Origin of the sequence: Candidatus Nitrososphaera evergladensis SR1 (assembly GCF_000730285.1) — an archaeon.
Lineage (GTDB): Archaea > Thermoproteota > Nitrososphaeria > Nitrososphaerales > Nitrososphaeraceae > Nitrososphaera > Nitrososphaera evergladensis.
In genome coordinates this window covers 905,108-921,435 of the sequence record NZ_CP007174.1, presented here as the reverse complement: position 1 = coordinate 921,435, position 16,328 = coordinate 905,108, and the positions used below count along the sequence as shown (strand labels likewise).

Sequence of the window (16,328 nt, the reverse complement as noted above, 5' to 3'; positions counted from 1 at the left end):
GATGCAGCGGCGGCCTACCAGTAACTGGCCTTGATCTTTTCTATCACGCGCTCGTGCTCCGGACCCTTTCTGCGCGCGTACTTTTCCATAGCAGTGAGCGGTACGCCGCCGAGGCTTGACGCAAGGGCGGTAAAGAACATGTTCTTTACAGGGTTGTCGCGTCCTACCTTGCCCATGAATTTCTGGATGCCGTGCTTGAAGTTGTGCTGCCACGTCTTGTACATGACGCCCAGTTTTGCAGGGTCCATCGTGTTTCCAATGTCGTAAAAGTCCGACTTTTCTAAAAGGCCGATTGGCACGAACGTGAGCGGAGTCACCGTGAATTTAGAGTCTGGCTGCTCGGTTTCCAGCTCGTGTATGAGCCGGATTGTCTCCCAGCTGTCATCTGGAGTCTCGTCGTTGTCAAGCCCCATGATGAGGGTAAACGCAGGGACCCAGTAGTGCTCGTTGAGCGCCTTGACGCCGGTTTTTACCACCCAGTGCCATTCCTCTGGCTTGTACGGAGCCAGCTTGCGGTCGGCGTACTTGCCGATGAGCCTGATGCTTCCAGTTTCAAAGCCGCACTGGATGCCAATGTGGTTGTTGGGTCCTGACCGGATTATCTTGGACACGTTTGGAAGGAGGCGCTCGTCGGCGATTGCGCCGGCAAGCGTTCCGTGCGTCGGGTTGGTGTGCTCGACGCCTGTGGCCATGATGCCCTTGAACAGCTCTTCAATAGCTTCCCTGTTTGGCTGCATGTTCTTTGTCGTCCTCGGGTTGAGGCCGTAGACGAAAATGTCGTCAGAGTGTATCCAGGCGTTCTTCAGCCCGCCGTACTTCATGTTTATCTCGATTTCCTTCTGCACCTTCTCTACAGGGTAGTAGCGCAGCGGCCTAAGAGTCACGTCGCAGAACTTGCATCCCCTGCCGCAGCCGCGCATGACTTCTACCATGCCGTGCATGCTTGGGTTGACGATGTTTGGGATTTCGTCTATTGAAGGCTCGTTCCAGTAGTGGATGAACCTGCCGTGGTACGTCCTGTCGCTTCTTACAAACTCTTTGATCTCTACCTTGAACTGGCTCTTTTTGAAGGGGTTTGCCATGTCAAACTCGCCTCCAATGAGGGCGTCAAAGAACGGGCCTGCCGCGCCGTCAATCTCTGGGCCGATGCCTCCAAGCTCGCCCTCGACGATGCCGTAGAGGTCGTACTCCTCTATCTTGGCGGGGTCATAGTTGTATTGCCAGGTGCCTGAAGCGCCTGCAATGACCCTGGCCTTGCTTCCCGTCCTCTTTTTGGCGGCGCTTATGCGGTGGTGCAGGTCTGCGTTGTAAAATTCGTCATAGGACTGCTGCTTGCGCCCGTAGGTGAACGTCATGGTCACGGGGCCCATGCCAAGGGGGTCCATCTCGTACGTGCCGACAACCTGCGTCTCCGGGCCGATGAACTGTTCCACATAGTCAGGGTGCGCCACTACGACGTCCTCGCGGGCAAAGCCGTCCCTCAAAAGAGCGGCCTCGACCTTTCTCAGGCCGTACGGCGCATAGTTGGCGTAACCGTTTGTGTGCTCTATAGGATTGCAGATAAAGTCAAAAAGTATCCTTGGCGTGACCTGGTTGCCAAGTATGCGGTACCAGAACGAGTCGTGGCTCCTGTTCATGTCCAGTGCTGGAGCGCAGCCGAAAAATGATGCAAGCGATATGCCCCTATAGGGGGACATCAGTGTACGGTCAGCAGTAAGTACAATCTTTGGGTGCTTTGACAATGCCCTAAATCCCTTTTTAAATCAAATTAATTGAAGATAAATTAAAAGTTTTCCAACATTCTGTGAGGGTGTACAGTGTTGTTAGTATCACGGATGGTTATCCCGCTTCTCGATAAAGCCCTGTAGGGTTTGCCCTGCCAGTTTTTTCTTCAAAGTGTCGTGGATTTCCCGGACGATTCCAAAGCCCTGGAACGTAAGCGCCGTGTACAATTGTACCAGCGTGGCGCCCTTTTGGTACGCCTGCCAGGCGTCCTCGCCGTTCCATATGCCGCCGCACGCTATTATTGCCAGGCCTGGGAATGCCTTGTGCACGTCTTCGACCATCCTGAGCATGTAGGGAAAAAGCGGCCGGCCGCTTTCTCCGGCAACGGGCCGGGAAAACTTGGCCGCAAGCAAGCTGGTGCCTACCGGCCGGGTGTTGCCAATGACCACGGCTTGCCCGCCGTTTTCGTAAAACACCTTTATTGATTTCATGCGCGCTTCTCTTTCAGCGTCTTTTGGGGGCAATTCACTGTAAGGGGCGATCTTGGACGCCTTTAGCTTGCCAGAAGGCACGTGCGCGTTCATCAGGTCAACCATCTTTTTCGTAAAATCCGGGCTCTGCAGCACCTTGTTAAAGTCGGTGTTTGGCGACGTCCTGTTTTCCTCAAAGCCAAGGTCGACATAGGGCGACGTACGCACCAGTATCTCCCTGCACGCGTCAAGCACCGCGTCTTCAGTGTACGAGTCGGTGATGCCGGAAAAGTTCAGCAAGATTCGCGCCCTGCCACCGCGATGATGGTGCTTTTCCTGCGAGAATTTTTGCAGGTTCCTGACAGTATGCTCCAGCCCCTTGTGCGGGTATCCTTGCGCGTTTATTATCGCCTGCCTTTCGTCGTCTATTGCCATGCGCACGGTCCCTTCTGATCTGGGCTTTTGCAGGTTTCCGGCCCTCGGCTTTAGCAAGACACTTCCGGGATTCATGTAGCCAAAAACGTACGACATTGGAAGCAGCATGTCGCAGTTCTTGTCAAAGCCGGCGGCGACTCCGACTGGGCTCTTGAGTTCAAGTCCGTTGATGGAAAGCGCAAGCTGCTCGCCGGGGTCAAAATACGACGCGTTTTTCTCAAACTTGCCTGCAAGTCTCACCAATCGCTCTTTTGCGATCTCGTGGACGACTTCGCCCTGCGCCAGCTCATCGGTAGCCTTGTAGCGAGAGTAGAGGTATCTCCGGTACAGCTTGAAGAGCGACGGGTCCAGACTTGCCTTGAAGGTGTCCACCGCAAGCACTGCTATATCTCAGCGACCGGGGGTTCTTTTGCCTGCCTGAATATATGGATATGGCTAGTGGCGCTAGTGCTGGCTGTCCTTGACAAACTGCCAAAGCTGCGACCACAGGCTGTCAAAAGAATGCGCCTCGATGCGGTAGACGGCAGAGTTGCCGTACTCGTTTGTCACCGCAAGAACAGGCCCTCCGTCGTCGCCCGATATCGAAATGGACTTGCCGGCTGAAGACACTATGGCATTTCCTTCCAGTTTTGGCTCTTGCGGCTGCTGTTGCTTTTTCTTGGCCATAGCCCTGCTGGCACGGCAGGATTTTTAAATGCATTTGCGCATACACATACACGTACAGGACATGGCCAAGTCATCTGACTGCGTTGAAAACAACCACGGCAGGTGCCAGGGGCATTTCAAGGAGGAGATGAACGGCTCGCAGGTCACAAGGATGTGCGCGTGTCCCTGCCACGACAGCATGTACCAGCTGGTAAGAAACACGGTCGCGCTGATGGCGCAGGCTGAAAGGCAGAACCCGTACCACCTTGCTCAGGCGGCCAATGACGACGACGGGCGCCTGTAGATGCGCTTCATGTAAAGAAGCAGCAGGTTGAACGCTGTACCAAGGGCGTTTGCGCCTATTATCACCCAGTCATCCTTGAATATCCCGTACGCAAGCCAGAGCGTGGTGCCGGACGCATAGAGTGCCATCAGGTACGGCGAGACATCCTGCATCTTTTTGGTCCTGTAGCCCTTAAATATTTGCGGTAGAAAACTGCTGGTAGTGAGGCAGGCGGCAGCCGACCCAACCAGTGTAATGAAAATGCCGTCCGATATGACCTGCAACAGCAGGACTTGGGATGGTGGCAGCAGTAGCGGCACAGCCGCCCATTGCCCGCCCGGCGTTAAAAAGCCTGCCATCAAGAATTAATAACTTGCGCCGACACAACACAGTGCGTAGTGCAGCTAAAAGACCTTGTCGACGGAACGGTGGTGGGCTCTGGCTCTGACTATATCGTCATCCAGAAGGGCAAAAAGAGGCTGTTGGTGGAATGCGCGGGGTTCAAGGTGCAGGAGCTAAAGAGCCACGGCACCCCGTACGGATCCCAGTTCGACTAACATTTAGCACCAAGTCAATAAAAATTCCGTAAAAGGTTAAATTGAGTTATGGAAACACTTCTCAGCGTTTGACGCAAAAGGTTACTACCGCCGAGGTTGCTTCTTCTGCTGCTGTTGTCAAGCCTGCAGATGTCCCGGCATCTCAGACACGGGCGGTACATCGAGGCAGAGTAAAATACGACAAGAAGGCAGAGTCAGAGTTCTTTGTGGACAACTCGGCGCTTGCAGGGTTTACCGGCGAGCGCATCCTCTACATGGCTGTCCGCGAGCTCATTGAAAACTCGCTTGACTCTTGCGAAAGCAGCCACATCCTACCAAGGATTTCGCTGTCGCTCAGGATGGTAGACCCGGCAAACGAGATGTGGACTATTACCTGCCAGGACAACGGCATCGGCATCCCATCTGACAAGGTGCCGGTAGCGGTATGCTCGTTTCTGACGTCGGGCAAGTATGTGGAAAAGCAGCAGCGCGGCCTTTTTGGCGTCGGGCTGAAGATGATTGCCGCCTTTTCGACCAAAGACACGGACCACCCGCTAAAGGTGTGGAGCAAGTCCCTGGAAGAAGGCGAAGAATACTATTTTGAATTGCGCACGGACATCAGCACCAACAGGCCAATAGTGCTTGCAAAAAGGCAGGTAAAGGAAGACGCCGCCATGAGCGGCGACTCGGGTTTTAGAGTCGAGGCGATGCTCAGGGCAAAGCTTTCCCCGATAACAAAAAGCAGGATCTACGACTATATCAGCCAGACATCAGTCGTCAACCCTTACGCCCACATTGAATTTGAAACAGACGACGGCAAGGTCGCATTTGACCGCAGGACGGACAGGATGCCCGAGCCGGCCAAAGAGGTGCTTCCGCACCCGGCAGACATGGACCTAAAGACGCTCAAAAAGGCCATCATGAATTTCATGAACCAAAAGACGACCCTCCAGGGAGTCCTTTCCGATTCGTTCCAGAAACTGTCAAGTGAAAAGGCAAGGCAGATAATTTCAGAGGCCGGCCTTGAAAACAAGCCTGCAGACAAGTACGACGAGCACGAGCTCATCAAGGTGGTAAACATCTGCAAGCAGACAAAATTCCACATGCCAAACACCGACCACCTGAGCCCGATTGGCGAGGAGATACTGACCGCAGGCATGACGCAGGAATACACGATAATCACGAACAAGGACGAGGCCACGCAGCAGGGGACGCAGCCGCAGCTTTCAATCAAGGTGCTAAAGCCGTCGCTTACCGCATACTCGTCAAGGACGTGCGTAATCAACAACCGCCCGACGATAGTGGAATGCGGAATCGCGTACGGTGGCGACATTGGCTCATTCAAGCTGTACAGGTTTGCAAACAAGATACCGCTTTTGTACGACGAGGGCTCTGACGTCGCAAGGGAAGTTGTGTCCGAAGTAGAGATAAACAAGATGGGCATCTCTAAAAAGGAGGTCAAGGAGCAGTTTGCCAACCCGGATGCAAAGTCAGACAGGGCGGTGGAACTGCTGCCATTGCACATATTCTTCCACATCTGCTCAACAAAAATTCCGTACAAGACTGCGGGCAAGGAGAGCATCGCCTCTGAAGGCGAACTAAAGCGCTACATGAAGGCGTGCCTGTCGGACCTGTATCGCAAGGTCAGCGCCCAGATACGCAAGGAGCTGCGCATGAAAGAGGCGCAGAGCAGGCTTTCGCTCTACAAGTACTACATACCGCTCATCGTAAACGCCATTTCAGAGTCCATCAAAATTGACCCACAAAAGCTCGAGCAGGCGTTCACGCAGCTTGCTGAAAAGCACGTCGCCGGCGAGATAACGTCGATGCCCGTGCCGGAAAAAGAAGACGAGATAACAGGAGAGCGCATAGCGGACGAGGCAGACGAAGAGGTCGTGGCAGAAGAGATTGACGGCGAGGTTGTAAAACGCTCAAAGAGCCAGATAGCGATAAACGCGGCAAGAAGAAAAGGCGAGCGCAGCAAGCCCATGTCCAAGAAAAAGGAAGGAGGAGGCCAGACGACTCTTGATTCGGTCATGACAAAAAAAGACAGTGGCGGGAGGAAAAAGTAAGGATTGCCAACAAAAGACAAGCGCCACCAAGAAGTCATGAAAAAGATCGGCCTGATAATGAAGGACGTCAGCACCGACCTGATGGTTGAAAAGACGATGCCGGTTCTTGACGTGCCAAAGGTAGGCTATGACAACACAGTCTGGTCCGACGAAAAGAGGATGCTGACGATAGGCGAAAAGACTGTCAGGGTAAGCCCAGACAGCACGAAAAAGATCCCCACGTTTGCGCAGTACCTCGTCATGGCAAACGCAATCCGCAAGCTGTTGGACGAAGAGATGGAGAGCACCATCAGAGGCATGTACTATGCAACGCTGAGCACTGTCGGCGACGAAAAGAACAAGCAAAAGTTCTGGAAGGGCCAGGACGAGTCGGACGATGCGATAAAGGCGCTGGAACTTTTGACAGGCACGCCCCGTGAAGAGTTCTCTGTCACGTCAAAGCCAAAGGGCATGATCTCCGGGCCGATAACGCTTCGCGTGGGCGGCGACATCATCGACTGCAACCTTGGAAGTAGGGCCACTTCGCAATTAATCCCGACCAACATCCGCGACCTAGAGATAGTGAAGGTCAAGGCCGACTTTGTGATGGTAGTCGAAAAAGACACGGTGCTCAACAACATACGCAAGTCCGGCTTTATCCAGAAATACAACGCGATACTGCTGACGGGCTCGGGCGAGCCTGACCGCGCAACGAGAATGATGGTCAAGACCCTAAACGAAGAGTGGAAAAAACCTGTTGTCGTTTTTGCAGACGCAGACCCGTGGGGCCTTGGCATCGCTCTGCGCTACAAGATCGGAAGCGAATCATTGAGTTACGACAGCGACAGGCTTGTGACTCCAAACGCCAAGGTGCTTGGCATGATGTTCTCCGACATTTACGAATACAACATCCCGGAGGTTGCAAGGCTTGCAGCATCCGACGAGGACATTAACAGGGCAAACGACATGAAGAAAAAGCCATGGTTCCATGACAAGCAGTGGCAGAAGGAGCTCGACCTCTTTTTGAAGCGCAAGGAAAAGTGTGAGCTGGACGCGTTCTTCAAGCACGGCTTCAAGTACCTTGCAGAAGTCTACCTGCCAAAGAAGCTGCGCGAGGCCGGCGTCATCTAGCCAGACTACGCAATATTCAAAAAGGCGCATCCTGTCACTTCTCTTGTAGCTGTGAAAAACGCGCCAGTTGTTGCAGGTATCGTTGTCGGCGCAGGAGCCGTCCTGGCAACAATTGCAGTAATAATGTTTGCGCCCATTCCAGAGCCGGTGGCACTTGGGTCGCGCCATCCTACAATAGAGGTCAGGGATCTGCATGACACGTACAATGCTGGCGAGGAAATACACTTTGTCGTTGACACACAGGGCGAATGTACAAAGCCGGGCGTTGTGATCAAAGACACGGCCACCAATCAGACAGTGATGGAGACCAGGCCCTATCCCATACATTGCCCTTATAGCGATGATCCAGCTTTTCCTCATCTTGCATGGAACTCTACAGATGTTGCAGGAGACCAGATGATCACAATCGACAAGCAGGGAAGATACAGCCTCACAGTCATTTTGTTTGAAAAGCAGGATAGCTGGCAGTTTACTGTCGGCTAGGACATTCGAAAAATACATTTGCAATCCACAATGTTCAAAAACTAGCTTGTAACAACGCATCCGTAGTTGAAGCTGCTGCTTGCAGGCATGGCAGTATTACTGTTGTCAACTCTTGCGGCAATCCCGGCGTACGCGCAAAATTCCTCTTCTGGCAGCATACACGCGTACGCAGTTTATGTCAATGGCAAGTCGTACATAATTACGTACAGCATCACAGGAGGTAGCGTCAAGTCCATTCAAACGTGTGAGACAGGATGCATAACCGCAATGATTCAAGCAGACTCTGACGGCAAGCTGCTTGTCAACTTGCCTGGAGGCTTGCTGAATAGCATTTCTTTCGATACCAAGTATTACCCAGTAATCTTTCTTGATGAAATAGAAGTGTTTGCAGACATGACGCATACTAATTGCGGTATCACATTAGAGATTCCATTTCAAAAAGGCAGCAAACAGATCGACATGGCTGGATCGTTTATCCCGATTGGAGAAACGATATCCACGCAGGAAAATTCCTCCAATGCAACTGTAAGTAGAGGCAGAGGATTTGAGCTTGGAACAGTCGCAAACGCAGACACATGCAACTTTTCCTTTGATCAAGACAGAAAGAAGCTGCACATAGAGGCAAACGGCCCGGCAAACAAAGAAGAAAAGGGCTTTTTCCAGATTGCCTTGCCGCATGAATTCCTTGGTGGCCCGTACACGGTCCTTGCAGAAGGCAAGCCAGCCGAGTTTGAGAGCGTGTTTTCCAACGCGACAGGCAAAGACACCACGACGATTTCATTACAGTACGACGGAGATAAGGTGCACAACATCGACATAATCGGGACTACTGTCATACCAGAGTTTGGTCCCGCAGCCATTGCGGCAGTTGCAAGCTCTATGGCGATGCTGGTGATTCTCCGCTTCAGGCATCAATAGACATACGCAGAATATTTCTTTCCAAAAACTTTGTAGGCAAGTTTTGCGACCTGCGCCGCAGAATCCAGGTAATAAAATTCTTCTTCGCCGACCTGCACCACAAAAATCCCCGACGTGCTCCTGTTGACAAACATCTTTTTCTTTTTTCCAGCAGCAGAAGACTCGATCCTCACCCCCTCGTCAATGTCAAGGGCAGACAGAACCTTCTCAAGGTCTCCCTGTTTTATCCGGGTGCCGGCAGGCATATTATATTATTATCAGCTGTTGTTGAAAAAAGGTGCAATATAATCGCGCATAAACCTTTAAAGCTGGCACGCAGGATTTCTGAAGGCTTGCTTTCACTACCGCTTGACGACGGCAGCGTCCTCTGCATCAACGTCAGGACAAGCAGCAGGGCAAGGCGCCTGCGCCTTGTCTCCGGCATCCGCGGGGTCGAGGCAGTCGTGCCAGCAGCAGGCTATGACGAAGGCAAGCTGCAAGAGTTTGTGCAGTACAAGCGCGATTGGATAATCAAGACTGCAAACTACTACAGCAAGTTGCGAGAGAAAACGGGCCACACCGAATCTAATGTTGTCTATTACTTGGGCAAGAGGTACAGCGTGCGCCTCGTCAAGGACAGGCTTGTTTCCGCTGTCGTTTCAGATGCGCTTGGCATGGCCACGTTCCACGTGACAGACATGCGCAGGTACAAGCGAGAGATAGAGCAGTGGTACAAAGAACAGACGGCAAAAGTCATCGCAGAGCACCTGCCTCCTCTGAGTGCAAGGCTTGGCCTGTCGTACAACAAGTTTACGGTAAAGCGCCAGAAATCACGCTGGGCCAGCTGCTCAAAGAAAAGGAACCTGAACTTTAACCTGCTTCTTTCCGCCGCGCCGGCAGAAGTCATTGACTATGTCATCGTGCACGAACTGTGCCACATTGCAGAGATGAACCATTCCAAAAGGTTCTGGCAGCTGGTAGAATTCGCGGATCCCGGCTACAGAAAACACAAGGAATGGCTTGAAGACCACGCCCCCGTAATCGGGGTACAAGGTTTATAGAACTGCGACGGCCCGCTTTTGTTGCGAGAAAGATGGATGTACAAGAGCGCATCGCGCTTGTAATGCGAGAGCCGACAGAGGAGGTCATCACTGCCGGCGAGCTAAAGGCGCTCTTTGAGACAAAGAGCAAGCCAAGGCACTATATCGGCCTTGAAATATCCGGCATACTGCACCTTGGGAGCCTGATACTTACTGGTTTCAAGATAAACGACTTTATCAAGGCAGGAATAGACTGCACGGTGTTTCTTGCCGACTGGCACACGTACATAAACGACAAGCTGGGAGGCGACTGGGACAGGATACGCAAAGTATCAGAGTACTACGCCGATGCGTTTCGGTTCTTTTGCCCCGGCGTCAACATCGTGACTGGCAGCGACTTGTATGCAAAGACGCCCGACTACTGGGAGAATTTCGTGCGTTTTTCAAAGCACATGACGCTTGCAAGGACCATGCGCTCGCTCACGATAATGGGCAGAAAAGAGACAGACAACATGGACCTTGGTCAGCTCCTGTACCCGCCCATGCAGTCTGTCGACATCAAGGCGCTTGACCTTGACATCGTACACTCGGGTATGGACCAGCGCAAGATCCACATGCTGGTCCGGGAGATATTTCCCAAGATGGGGTGGAAGCCGCCGGTGTGCGTGCACCACCACCTGCTCCCCGGCCTTGCAGAGCCGGTGAAACTGGGCCTTGACGAGAACGCGGCCGAAGACGCCAAGGTGTCAAGCAAGATGAGCAAGAGCAAGCCGTCAAGCGGGATTTTGATACACGACGACGAAAAGGCGATAAGGGACAAGATGGCCAAGGCGTTCTGCCCAGTCGGCGTGGCAGAAGGCAACCCCGTTCTTGAACTTGTGCGCTATGTCGTTTTCCACGAGTTTTCCGAGTTCACCATAGAGAGGCCGGCCAAGTACGGCGGCAACACGACGTACGGCTCTTACAAAAATGTCGAAGATGACTTTGTGGCAAAAAAGATCCACCCGATGGACCTGAAAAACGCGACTGCGACGTACGTCAACAGGATAATCGAGCCAGTGTACAGGCATTTCAAGGGAAGAGAGCCCGCGCTGAATTGAGCGGCAAAGAAGAAAAGCAGCAGGGCTTTTTCAAGCGATATCGAGAAGCAATCAAGTTTAACAGAAACATCGTAATCGCCGGCCTCGGCGCGTTTTTTACTGGCGCGCTTGTGGCCCAGCTGTACTCTAGTTTTGATAAAAGCGGCAACAACCTTGCCAACTCGGCTTTCACGCTTGCCTCAGAGTACGCCGTGTACATACCGGCGTTTGCTTTTCTGTACTACTGGGACAACAGGTACAAATACGTCGACCCGTCGACTGGCAGGCGCGACAGCAAAAAGCTGAGGGCAGACGTCAAAAAGCTGCTCGCAACGTTTTCAGTGTCAGAGGTGGCGTTCTCGCTCACCAAGGTAGGAGTGCAGTTTCAGCTCTTGCAATCAAGCAACGACGCCTACATCTCTGCAATGGCAGCGTCCATAGTGGCGTGGGCGGTGTTTTTCGTGCTTGTGAACTATATGGCAAGGCTCGTCAGGCTGTTTAGGAACAGCAGCTAGTCCCGGCACATGTTCTTGAGCAGGCGCAAGAGGTCGTAGTAGTTTGACAGCTTGAAGTAGCGCATCATGCCTTCGATCTCGCTGTCGTCGTATTCAGGGTTGCGATACTTGCCCTTCCTGTCGAGCCGCTTGTTTATGGCGTTCGTTATTGCTCGTAAGATTCTCAAGTCCAGAATATTAAAGGGGTTCGCAGAACATAAAATTCTTCTATTGACGAAAACCAATTGCAGATAATATACATAAATTGCGTGCCGAGTGATACAAAGGGCGTGGAAACCGCTGCTCTTGGCGATCTAAAGGTGTGCAGGATACTGAACGGCATGTGGCAGGTTGCAGGAGGCCACGGCAGGATAGAGCAGAAAAGGGCAATCGACGAGATGATGGCGTACCACGATTCCGGCTTTACAAGCTGGGACCTTGCAGACATTTACGGGCCGGCAGAGGACTTTATCGGCGATTTCAGAAAGAGACTTGCAGAAGAAAAAGGCGCAGGCGAGCTGGCAAAGATGCAGGCGTTTACAAAATTCGTGCCCGAGCCGGCGCGCATGACAAAGGCGGTGGTGGAGCAGGCCATAGAGCGCTCCCGGCGCAGGATGGGCGTCGAATCAATAGACCTCGTGCAGTTCCACTGGTGGGACTATGCAAACCCTGCGTGGCTTGACGCGCTGGTGCACCTGTCAGAGCTGCGCGACGCGGGCAAGATACGAAACGTCGGCCTCACCAATTTTGACACGGACCACATGCAGGACATGGCCGACGCGGGGATCAGGATTGCCTCAAACCAGGTGCAGTATTCAATAATAGACCAGCGGCCGCAGGTAAAGATGCAAGAGTTTTGCAAAAAGAACAATGTCGTGATTTTCGCGTACGGCACGATGTGCGGAGGGCTCTTGTCAGAAAAGTACCTCGGCAAAAGCGAGCCGTCAAGCGCGCAGCTTGACACTCTGAGCCTGCGCAAGTACAAGAAGATGATAGACGCGTGGGGAGGGTGGAAGCTGTTCCAGGAGCTGTTGACAGCGCTAAAGCAGGTCGCCACCAAGTACAATGCAAGCATTGCAAACGTGACTGCGCGCTATATACTTGACAGGCCGGCAGTTGCAGGGGTTATCATAGGCGCCCGGCTTGGGATAGCAGAGCACAGGCAGGACAACGCCCGCGTCTTTGAATTAAGGTTGGACGAGGAAGACAGAGAAAAGATAGAGGCAGTGACTGCCAGATCGCGCAACCTGTTTGAGCTCATTGGCGACTGCGGCGACGAGTACCGCTACTAATAGTAGCTACTTGCCACACGCTATCAAAGTATCGCGCAAAGTGATCGGCAATATCTTTTGACGTGACGAGTATTCCAATCTCGCTCTCCCACGACACCATCAGCAGCTTGTCCTGAAAGACGTCCATCGTGCCCGGAAGAGGAAAAGGGACAAACCTCATGTCGACCATGCCGGCGATCTCGCGATAGTGCGCAGACCTGCTGAACGCGACCGTCCCGATGCCGCGCTGTGTTATTTCTTTTTCCTTCTGGAAAAGGTGCAGCCTGGAATAGAACGGTGTGGCAATAGGATGATAGTCGTCAAATGGATAAAAGTAGCGCAGCACATCGTTTTTCGACGCGTCCTTGAGCAGGATTTCATAGGCTGTGCGGAGGCCCCTGTCACCGGCAAATATCTCCGCCCCTTTTGCCGCCCTGTTCCTGTTTGCCACCTTGGCAAGCTCGGAGACAAGCCCTTCTGCGGTCGCCTTTTGCGCCTTCAGAGCGTCTTCCTTTTTTTGCAGATAGTCGTGCAGGCGGTAGGGCTCGACTGCGTTAAAGTGTTTGATATTTCCGATTGTTGCATGGCTGACTAGGCCCTTTGAGGCAAGGCGCTCCAGCACGTCGTAGACCTTCGAGTACGATACTTTGGAATCCTTGACAACGGCGCCCACCTTTGAAGGCCCCAGCTTTAACAGGGAAAGAAAGACGCGGGCCTCACCCTGCGTTAGCCCAAGATCCACCAGCTGTTGCTCCAGCATTTCCTTACCCCCTACGGGGGAGATGGTCCTTATCTAGTTATCCTCGCCCAAATACTGCATGAGCAAAGAGCCAAGAAAAGTGATTGTCAAGACGCTGACTACCAGCAAAGACGTGCACGGCGCGTTTACGTATTTTGAGGACATGAAAAACCTGGAAGCAGGAGGAGCCATCAAGTCGCTTGTCAAGACCGGCGACGGCGGATGGTGGTCCGGCGACACACCGGCCGGAAAGGCAAGAATAAGACACACCCTTGTTTCAAAAGAACACGGCATACTTGACCACGTCTTTGCAGGGCAGGGCATCACGTGGGACGTCTATGTGCGCATCGTCCCAAACAACGGCGGCGCGACGGTCAGCTGGACGTTTGTACGGCCAAACGGCATGACTGACGGGCAGTTCGAGGAGCAGCTAAAGGCGTTTGACACCGAGATTGAGAACTGGGAGCGCGACCTTGAGAAATAAAGTATAGAAAGAATTTACTCAAGTCTTAACTATAATGTCCTTTTTGGAATTGTGGTGAAGACCAGATATATAGCGGCAGGAGCCGCTGCAGTGGTAGTGATCTTTGTTTTGTTGCTTGCGGCCAGCAGCTACGCCAATGCAAGCCTCCAGTACAGGTCGCGCGGGGCGCAGGGGTACAACTTTGCCCAGTCGTCCACAGACGTTGCAATGGACATATGCAACCCGACGCCCTTTCCAGCGGGCTTTGACAGGCTGCAGTTCGTGGCGACGTACAGAGACAGCGATTTTGCCACGATGAAATTTGAAAACGTCTCCTCCATCCCGCCAAACAAGGCAGTAGCCGTGGACGGCGCGCTGCAAGTCAACGGCAGGGCGGCCCTTGCGGCAGTATTCCAGTCGTTTGCAGATAGCTTGAACGGCAAGAACACAGGTGATACTAACAGCATGAAGGTGAAAATGACGTCAGAGTCCAGACTGCTTGGCTTTGTGCCAGTGTCGCAGAGCAAGGAAATGTCTGCAGACGAGTTTTCAAACATGATAAACGGCAAAAGCGGCTTTGGATGTACGGTAAATGACTGACATGGAATGGTGCAGCAGTCGGATTGGATTATATTGCATGTCCAAGCATGATTTTTTTGCACCGTGATTCCTCCGGGCCTGTACGCGGCTCCTCTGTTCCCGGAGCTTGCGCCTTGCCTTGGAGGGCTGCTGTCACGGTGCGCATACACACACATCTTCTTTTCGTAGATTTTTTATCCGCGTTCTGCGTTATCTTGGCTGAAGCCGGCGGCAGAGAGCCGGCTAACAGGGAGGAAGAGTAATAACAAGTGAAACCGTTTATCATGCTTGGCGTTGGTGCAGTGATTGTCGCCGGCCTCTTGCTGAGCATCAGCGTGGGCGCCTATTCGCGGATTCTTGCCATGAACGACGAAAACGGACTCAAGCCAAGGTGCGGAAGAGGGGGAGCAGGCTGCAGTACAGCGCATGTCCCGCCTGCATCTTCGGTGCATTATCCTAACCTGCTCATAGCCGGCCTGCTCTCGGGGTCTTTTGGCATCGCGCTCTTGATAGTCCGGCGCCAGGAAATTGAGGGCTAGCTAGACGCCCACCTGGTCAAAGTTTATCTCGCCGGCATAGCGCACCTTTGGTTTTCTGCCGTGCACCTGCTTGTGGCGCTCTAGGCGCTCCTTGTCATCAAATTCCATATCGCATTTGTTGCACTTGAAAGCCATTTGCACAATCACATCTTGTACATGCTGAAGCTACAAAACACCTTTTATCCCATCATGCGCCGGCATTCGACAGCGCACCTGCGGCACTGCTCTGCGCACATTTTGCAGTGGTCGACATTGTGCCGGCCACACTCTTGTGCACACGCATCGCAGACGCTTGCGCACAGGTCGCAGAACTGCTTTGCAAACTGGCTGTCCATAGACATAAGCGACGCAGAAGTCCAGCATATGGCCGCGCATTCCCTATTGATCTGCGCACAAGAAGCCATCATCTTTACGTCCGATTCTTTAAGGTCCGACGTGGCGCAGAACTCGCACGCCTCGGCGCAACTCGTGCAGGCATCTATGCAGCTTTGCCATTTTGAATTTTGGAGGCTGGTACTGCTACTGGTTGACATAGATACCTGCGGTAATTATGATATTTACAAGTATTGTCGATTTCTACGGCTATGATCCTGAGGGTGTCTGTCTTCTTGGCGATTTCAAAATGAAAATTCATAACTATTTTAATTCATGACAATTTACGAATTGCCCGTGAAAACACACTATTATCTATTGATACTTTTGGCTGCTGCAACTGTTTTGGGCCCTGTTGCTTTGACTGCAAGAACTGGGACAATATTTGCAACTGCATATGCTCAGCACCAGCACGAGGATGATAATAATAGTGATGATGATGGCGCCGGCCACAAAATGGACACGGATATGAAAATGATGAACATGGCCACGTCCGCAGATGGCACGCGTCCTCTGCCCAAATCGCCTTTTGTTTACAGTGACACTTCTAGCGGCATTCTGGTAAAGGTGTCATGGAAGCCGGATTCAGTCAACACAAAGGCACCTACCAAATTTACATTCGAATTTCTGAATTCTACCACCGGCGATCACCTGCGCGATGTTTCATACTCTGTACACATGCTGCTAGACGGAAAGGGAGTAGAGCACGGCCATAAGACAAGCGCGCCAGACGGCGTAGGCACACTAGAGCACAAGTTTGACTCCAAGGGGTTGCTTTCTGTAATGGTAGAATCTATAAGGGTTGAAAGAACGCCAACAAATGCGGTGGTACAACTTGACATTCCAGTTGTATCTTGATTATGTTCACTTGTAAGAGAGTGAGAATGCAAAAAGAATACACCACCCTCCTCTTCTCCCTACCAAAAATATGCCAAAAGGCGAGCATATGACTGGGGCAACCACAGATGAGGAAGGAAAGATATCAGCAAACCTACAATAGTGTCAATTGCCCGGCCCGCCAGCAACTACACCAAACAATGCGATCATGACAGCTACTGCGAAAGCAATAGCGATCAAACCTTTCACGGCAAGGCTG

The 16,328-nt window shown here is 52.4% G+C and carries 22 protein-coding genes; 14 read left to right on the top strand and 8 right to left on the bottom strand.

The features are described from left to right. Nucleotides 1-14: 14 nt before the first annotated feature. The 3 genes from NTE_RS04745 to NTE_RS04735 all read right to left on the bottom strand — a co-directional run bounded on the left by NTE_RS04745 (nt 15) and on the right by NTE_RS04735 (nt 3,296). Nucleotides 15-1,697 carry a B12-binding domain-containing radical SAM protein gene (locus NTE_RS04745; protein ID WP_148699978.1) on the bottom strand — a complete coding sequence of 561 codons (1,683 nt, stop codon included), beginning with the start codon at nt 1,695-1,697 and terminating at the stop codon, nt 15-17. 132 nt (nt 1,698-1,829) lie between these two features. After that, nucleotides 1,830-3,011 carry a beta/alpha barrel domain-containing protein gene (locus NTE_RS04740; RefSeq protein ID WP_158385122.1) on the bottom strand — a complete coding sequence of 394 codons (1,182 nt, stop codon included), beginning with the start codon at nt 3,009-3,011 and terminating at the stop codon, nt 1,830-1,832. Nucleotides 3,012-3,074: 63 nt separating this feature from the next. Further along, nucleotides 3,075-3,296 carry a hypothetical protein gene (locus NTE_RS04735; RefSeq protein ID WP_148699976.1) on the bottom strand — a complete coding sequence of 74 codons (222 nt, stop codon included), beginning with the start codon at nt 3,294-3,296 and terminating at the stop codon, nt 3,075-3,077. Nucleotides 3,297-3,330: 34 nt separating this feature from the next. Here NTE_RS04735 and NTE_RS04730 point away from each other — a divergent pair, with 34 nt between their 5' ends. After that, nucleotides 3,331-3,579: a hypothetical protein gene (locus NTE_RS04730; RefSeq protein ID WP_148699975.1), complete on the top strand. Its 249-nt coding sequence runs from the start codon at nt 3,331-3,333 to the stop codon at nt 3,577-3,579. Here NTE_RS04730 and NTE_RS04725 read toward each other — a convergent pair. Continuing rightward, nucleotides 3,546-3,917 (bottom strand): SemiSWEET family sugar transporter, encoded by a 372-nt coding sequence (locus NTE_RS04725; protein WP_148699974.1) that lies wholly within the window; start codon nt 3,915-3,917, stop codon nt 3,546-3,548. The genes NTE_RS04730 and NTE_RS04725 overlap by 34 nt on opposite strands. Before the next feature lie 39 nt (nt 3,918-3,956). Here NTE_RS04725 and NTE_RS16390 point away from each other — a divergent pair, with 39 nt between their 5' ends. From NTE_RS16390 to NTE_RS04705, 5 genes are all read left to right on the top strand, one after another. Further along, nucleotides 3,957-4,115 (top strand): hypothetical protein, encoded by a 159-nt coding sequence (locus tag NTE_RS16390; RefSeq protein WP_158385120.1) that lies wholly within the window; start codon nt 3,957-3,959, stop codon nt 4,113-4,115. 68 nt (nt 4,116-4,183) lie between these two features. Beyond that, nucleotides 4,184-6,166, top strand: a complete 1,983-nt coding sequence (locus NTE_RS04720) for a DNA topoisomerase VI subunit B (RefSeq protein WP_158385118.1) — start codon at nt 4,184-4,186, stop codon at nt 6,164-6,166. A 3-nt stretch (nt 6,167-6,169) separates the two neighbouring features. Further along, nucleotides 6,170-7,276, top strand: coding sequence for a DNA topoisomerase IV subunit A (locus NTE_RS04715; protein WP_148699972.1), 1,107 nt, complete (start codon nt 6,170-6,172; stop codon nt 7,274-7,276). Nucleotides 7,277-7,327: 51 nt separating this feature from the next. Further along, complete coding sequence (locus NTE_RS04710; protein ID WP_148699971.1) at nt 7,328-7,759, top strand: hypothetical protein; 432 nt, start codon at nt 7,328-7,330, stop codon at nt 7,757-7,759. A 66-nt stretch (nt 7,760-7,825) separates the two neighbouring features. Next, nucleotides 7,826-8,677, top strand: a complete 852-nt coding sequence (locus NTE_RS04705; RefSeq protein ID WP_148699970.1) for a hypothetical protein — start codon at nt 7,826-7,828, stop codon at nt 8,675-8,677. On the opposite strand, the gene NTE_RS16385 is transcribed toward NTE_RS04705, so the two are convergent. Next, nucleotides 8,671-8,922, bottom strand: coding sequence for a hypothetical protein (locus NTE_RS16385; protein ID WP_158385116.1), 252 nt, complete (start codon nt 8,920-8,922; stop codon nt 8,671-8,673). The genes NTE_RS04705 and NTE_RS16385 overlap by 7 nt on opposite strands. A gap of 87 nt (nt 8,923-9,009) precedes the next feature. Here NTE_RS16385 and NTE_RS04700 point away from each other — a divergent pair, with 87 nt between their 5' ends. The 3 genes from NTE_RS04700 to NTE_RS04690 are packed head-to-tail and all read left to right on the top strand — an operon-like array spanning nt 9,010 to nt 11,290. Next, complete coding sequence (locus tag NTE_RS04700) at nt 9,010-9,717, top strand: M48 family metallopeptidase (protein WP_158385114.1); 708 nt, start codon at nt 9,010-9,012, stop codon at nt 9,715-9,717. A gap of 32 nt (nt 9,718-9,749) precedes the next feature. After that, nucleotides 9,750-10,796 carry a tyrosine--tRNA ligase gene (locus NTE_RS04695; protein WP_148699968.1) on the top strand — a complete coding sequence of 349 codons (1,047 nt, stop codon included), beginning with the start codon at nt 9,750-9,752 and terminating at the stop codon, nt 10,794-10,796. Continuing rightward, on the top strand, nt 10,793-11,290 hold the full coding sequence (locus tag NTE_RS04690) for a hypothetical protein (RefSeq protein WP_148699967.1): 498 nt from the start codon (nt 10,793-10,795) through the stop codon (nt 11,288-11,290). Before NTE_RS04695 ends, NTE_RS04690 begins: the two co-directional genes overlap by 4 nt. Here NTE_RS04690 and NTE_RS16380 read toward each other — a convergent pair. After that, on the bottom strand, nt 11,287-11,457 hold the full coding sequence (locus tag NTE_RS16380; RefSeq protein ID WP_158385112.1) for a hypothetical protein: 171 nt from the start codon (nt 11,455-11,457) through the stop codon (nt 11,287-11,289). The genes NTE_RS04690 and NTE_RS16380 overlap by 4 nt on opposite strands. 102 nt (nt 11,458-11,559) lie before the next feature. On the opposite strand from NTE_RS16380, the gene NTE_RS04685 reads away from it, so the two are divergent. Continuing rightward, nucleotides 11,560-12,561 carry an aldo/keto reductase gene (locus NTE_RS04685; protein ID WP_226987184.1) on the top strand — a complete coding sequence of 334 codons (1,002 nt, stop codon included), beginning with the start codon at nt 11,560-11,562 and terminating at the stop codon, nt 12,559-12,561. Here the strand turns inward: NTE_RS04685 and NTE_RS04680 are convergent. Further along, the gene (locus tag NTE_RS04680) at nt 12,527-13,300 is read right to left on the bottom strand and encodes a TrmB family transcriptional regulator (protein WP_148699966.1); all 774 of its coding nucleotides are present in this window, start codon (nt 13,298-13,300) and stop codon (nt 12,527-12,529) included. The two genes, NTE_RS04685 and NTE_RS04680, sit on opposite strands and share 35 nt — an antisense overlap. A gap of 58 nt (nt 13,301-13,358) precedes the next feature. Between NTE_RS04680 and NTE_RS04675 the strand changes: the two genes are divergently transcribed. The 3 genes from NTE_RS04675 (at nt 13,359) to NTE_RS04665 (ending at nt 14,860) form a co-directional block, all read left to right on the top strand. Then, nucleotides 13,359-13,763 carry a hypothetical protein gene (locus NTE_RS04675; protein WP_148699965.1) on the top strand — a complete coding sequence of 135 codons (405 nt, stop codon included), beginning with the start codon at nt 13,359-13,361 and terminating at the stop codon, nt 13,761-13,763. 54 nt (nt 13,764-13,817) lie between these two features. Further along, complete coding sequence (locus NTE_RS04670; RefSeq protein ID WP_148699964.1) at nt 13,818-14,342, top strand: hypothetical protein; 525 nt, start codon at nt 13,818-13,820, stop codon at nt 14,340-14,342. A gap of 248 nt (nt 14,343-14,590) precedes the next feature. Then, nucleotides 14,591-14,860, top strand: a complete 270-nt coding sequence (locus NTE_RS04665; protein WP_148699963.1) for a hypothetical protein — start codon at nt 14,591-14,593, stop codon at nt 14,858-14,860. 179 nt (nt 14,861-15,039) lie between these two features. Here NTE_RS04665 and NTE_RS17695 read toward each other — a convergent pair whose 3' ends face one another. Beyond that, nucleotides 15,040-15,393 carry a four-helix bundle copper-binding protein gene (locus NTE_RS17695; RefSeq protein WP_148699962.1) on the bottom strand — a complete coding sequence of 118 codons (354 nt, stop codon included), beginning with the start codon at nt 15,391-15,393 and terminating at the stop codon, nt 15,040-15,042. 115 nt (nt 15,394-15,508) lie between these two features. On the opposite strand from NTE_RS17695, the gene NTE_RS04655 reads away from it, so the two are divergent. After that, on the top strand, nt 15,509-16,090 hold the full coding sequence (locus tag NTE_RS04655) for a hypothetical protein (RefSeq protein WP_148699961.1): 582 nt from the start codon (nt 15,509-15,511) through the stop codon (nt 16,088-16,090). Nucleotides 16,091-16,328: the final 238 nt, after the last annotated feature.

Bases quoted from the DNA above. Each gene is read 5' to 3' on its own strand.
- NTE_RS04745 (WP_148699978.1), bottom strand. From the start codon at position 1,697: ATGTCCCCCTATAGGGGCATATCGCTTGCATCATTTTTCGGCTGCGCT.
- NTE_RS04735 (WP_148699976.1), bottom strand. From the start codon at position 3,296: ATGGCCAAGAAAAAGCAACAGCAGCCGCAAGAGCCAAAACTGGAAGGA.
- NTE_RS04725 (WP_148699974.1), bottom strand. From the start codon at position 3,917: ATGGCAGGCTTTTTAACGCCGGGCGGGCAATGGGCGGCTGTGCCGCTA.
- NTE_RS16385 (WP_158385116.1), bottom strand. From the start codon at position 8,922: ATGCCTGCCGGCACCCGGATAAAACAGGGAGACCTTGAGAAGGTTCTG.
- NTE_RS04695 (WP_148699968.1), top strand. From the start codon at position 9,750: ATGGATGTACAAGAGCGCATCGCGCTTGTAATGCGAGAGCCGACAGAG.
- NTE_RS04680 (WP_148699966.1), bottom strand. From the start codon at position 13,300: ATGCTGGAGCAACAGCTGGTGGATCTTGGGCTAACGCAGGGTGAGGCC.
- NTE_RS04675 (WP_148699965.1), top strand. From the start codon at position 13,359: ATGAGCAAAGAGCCAAGAAAAGTGATTGTCAAGACGCTGACTACCAGC.
- NTE_RS17695 (WP_148699962.1), bottom strand. From the start codon at position 15,393: ATGTCAACCAGTAGCAGTACCAGCCTCCAAAATTCAAAATGGCAAAGC.
- NTE_RS04655 (WP_148699961.1), top strand. From the start codon at position 15,509: ATGACAATTTACGAATTGCCCGTGAAAACACACTATTATCTATTGATA.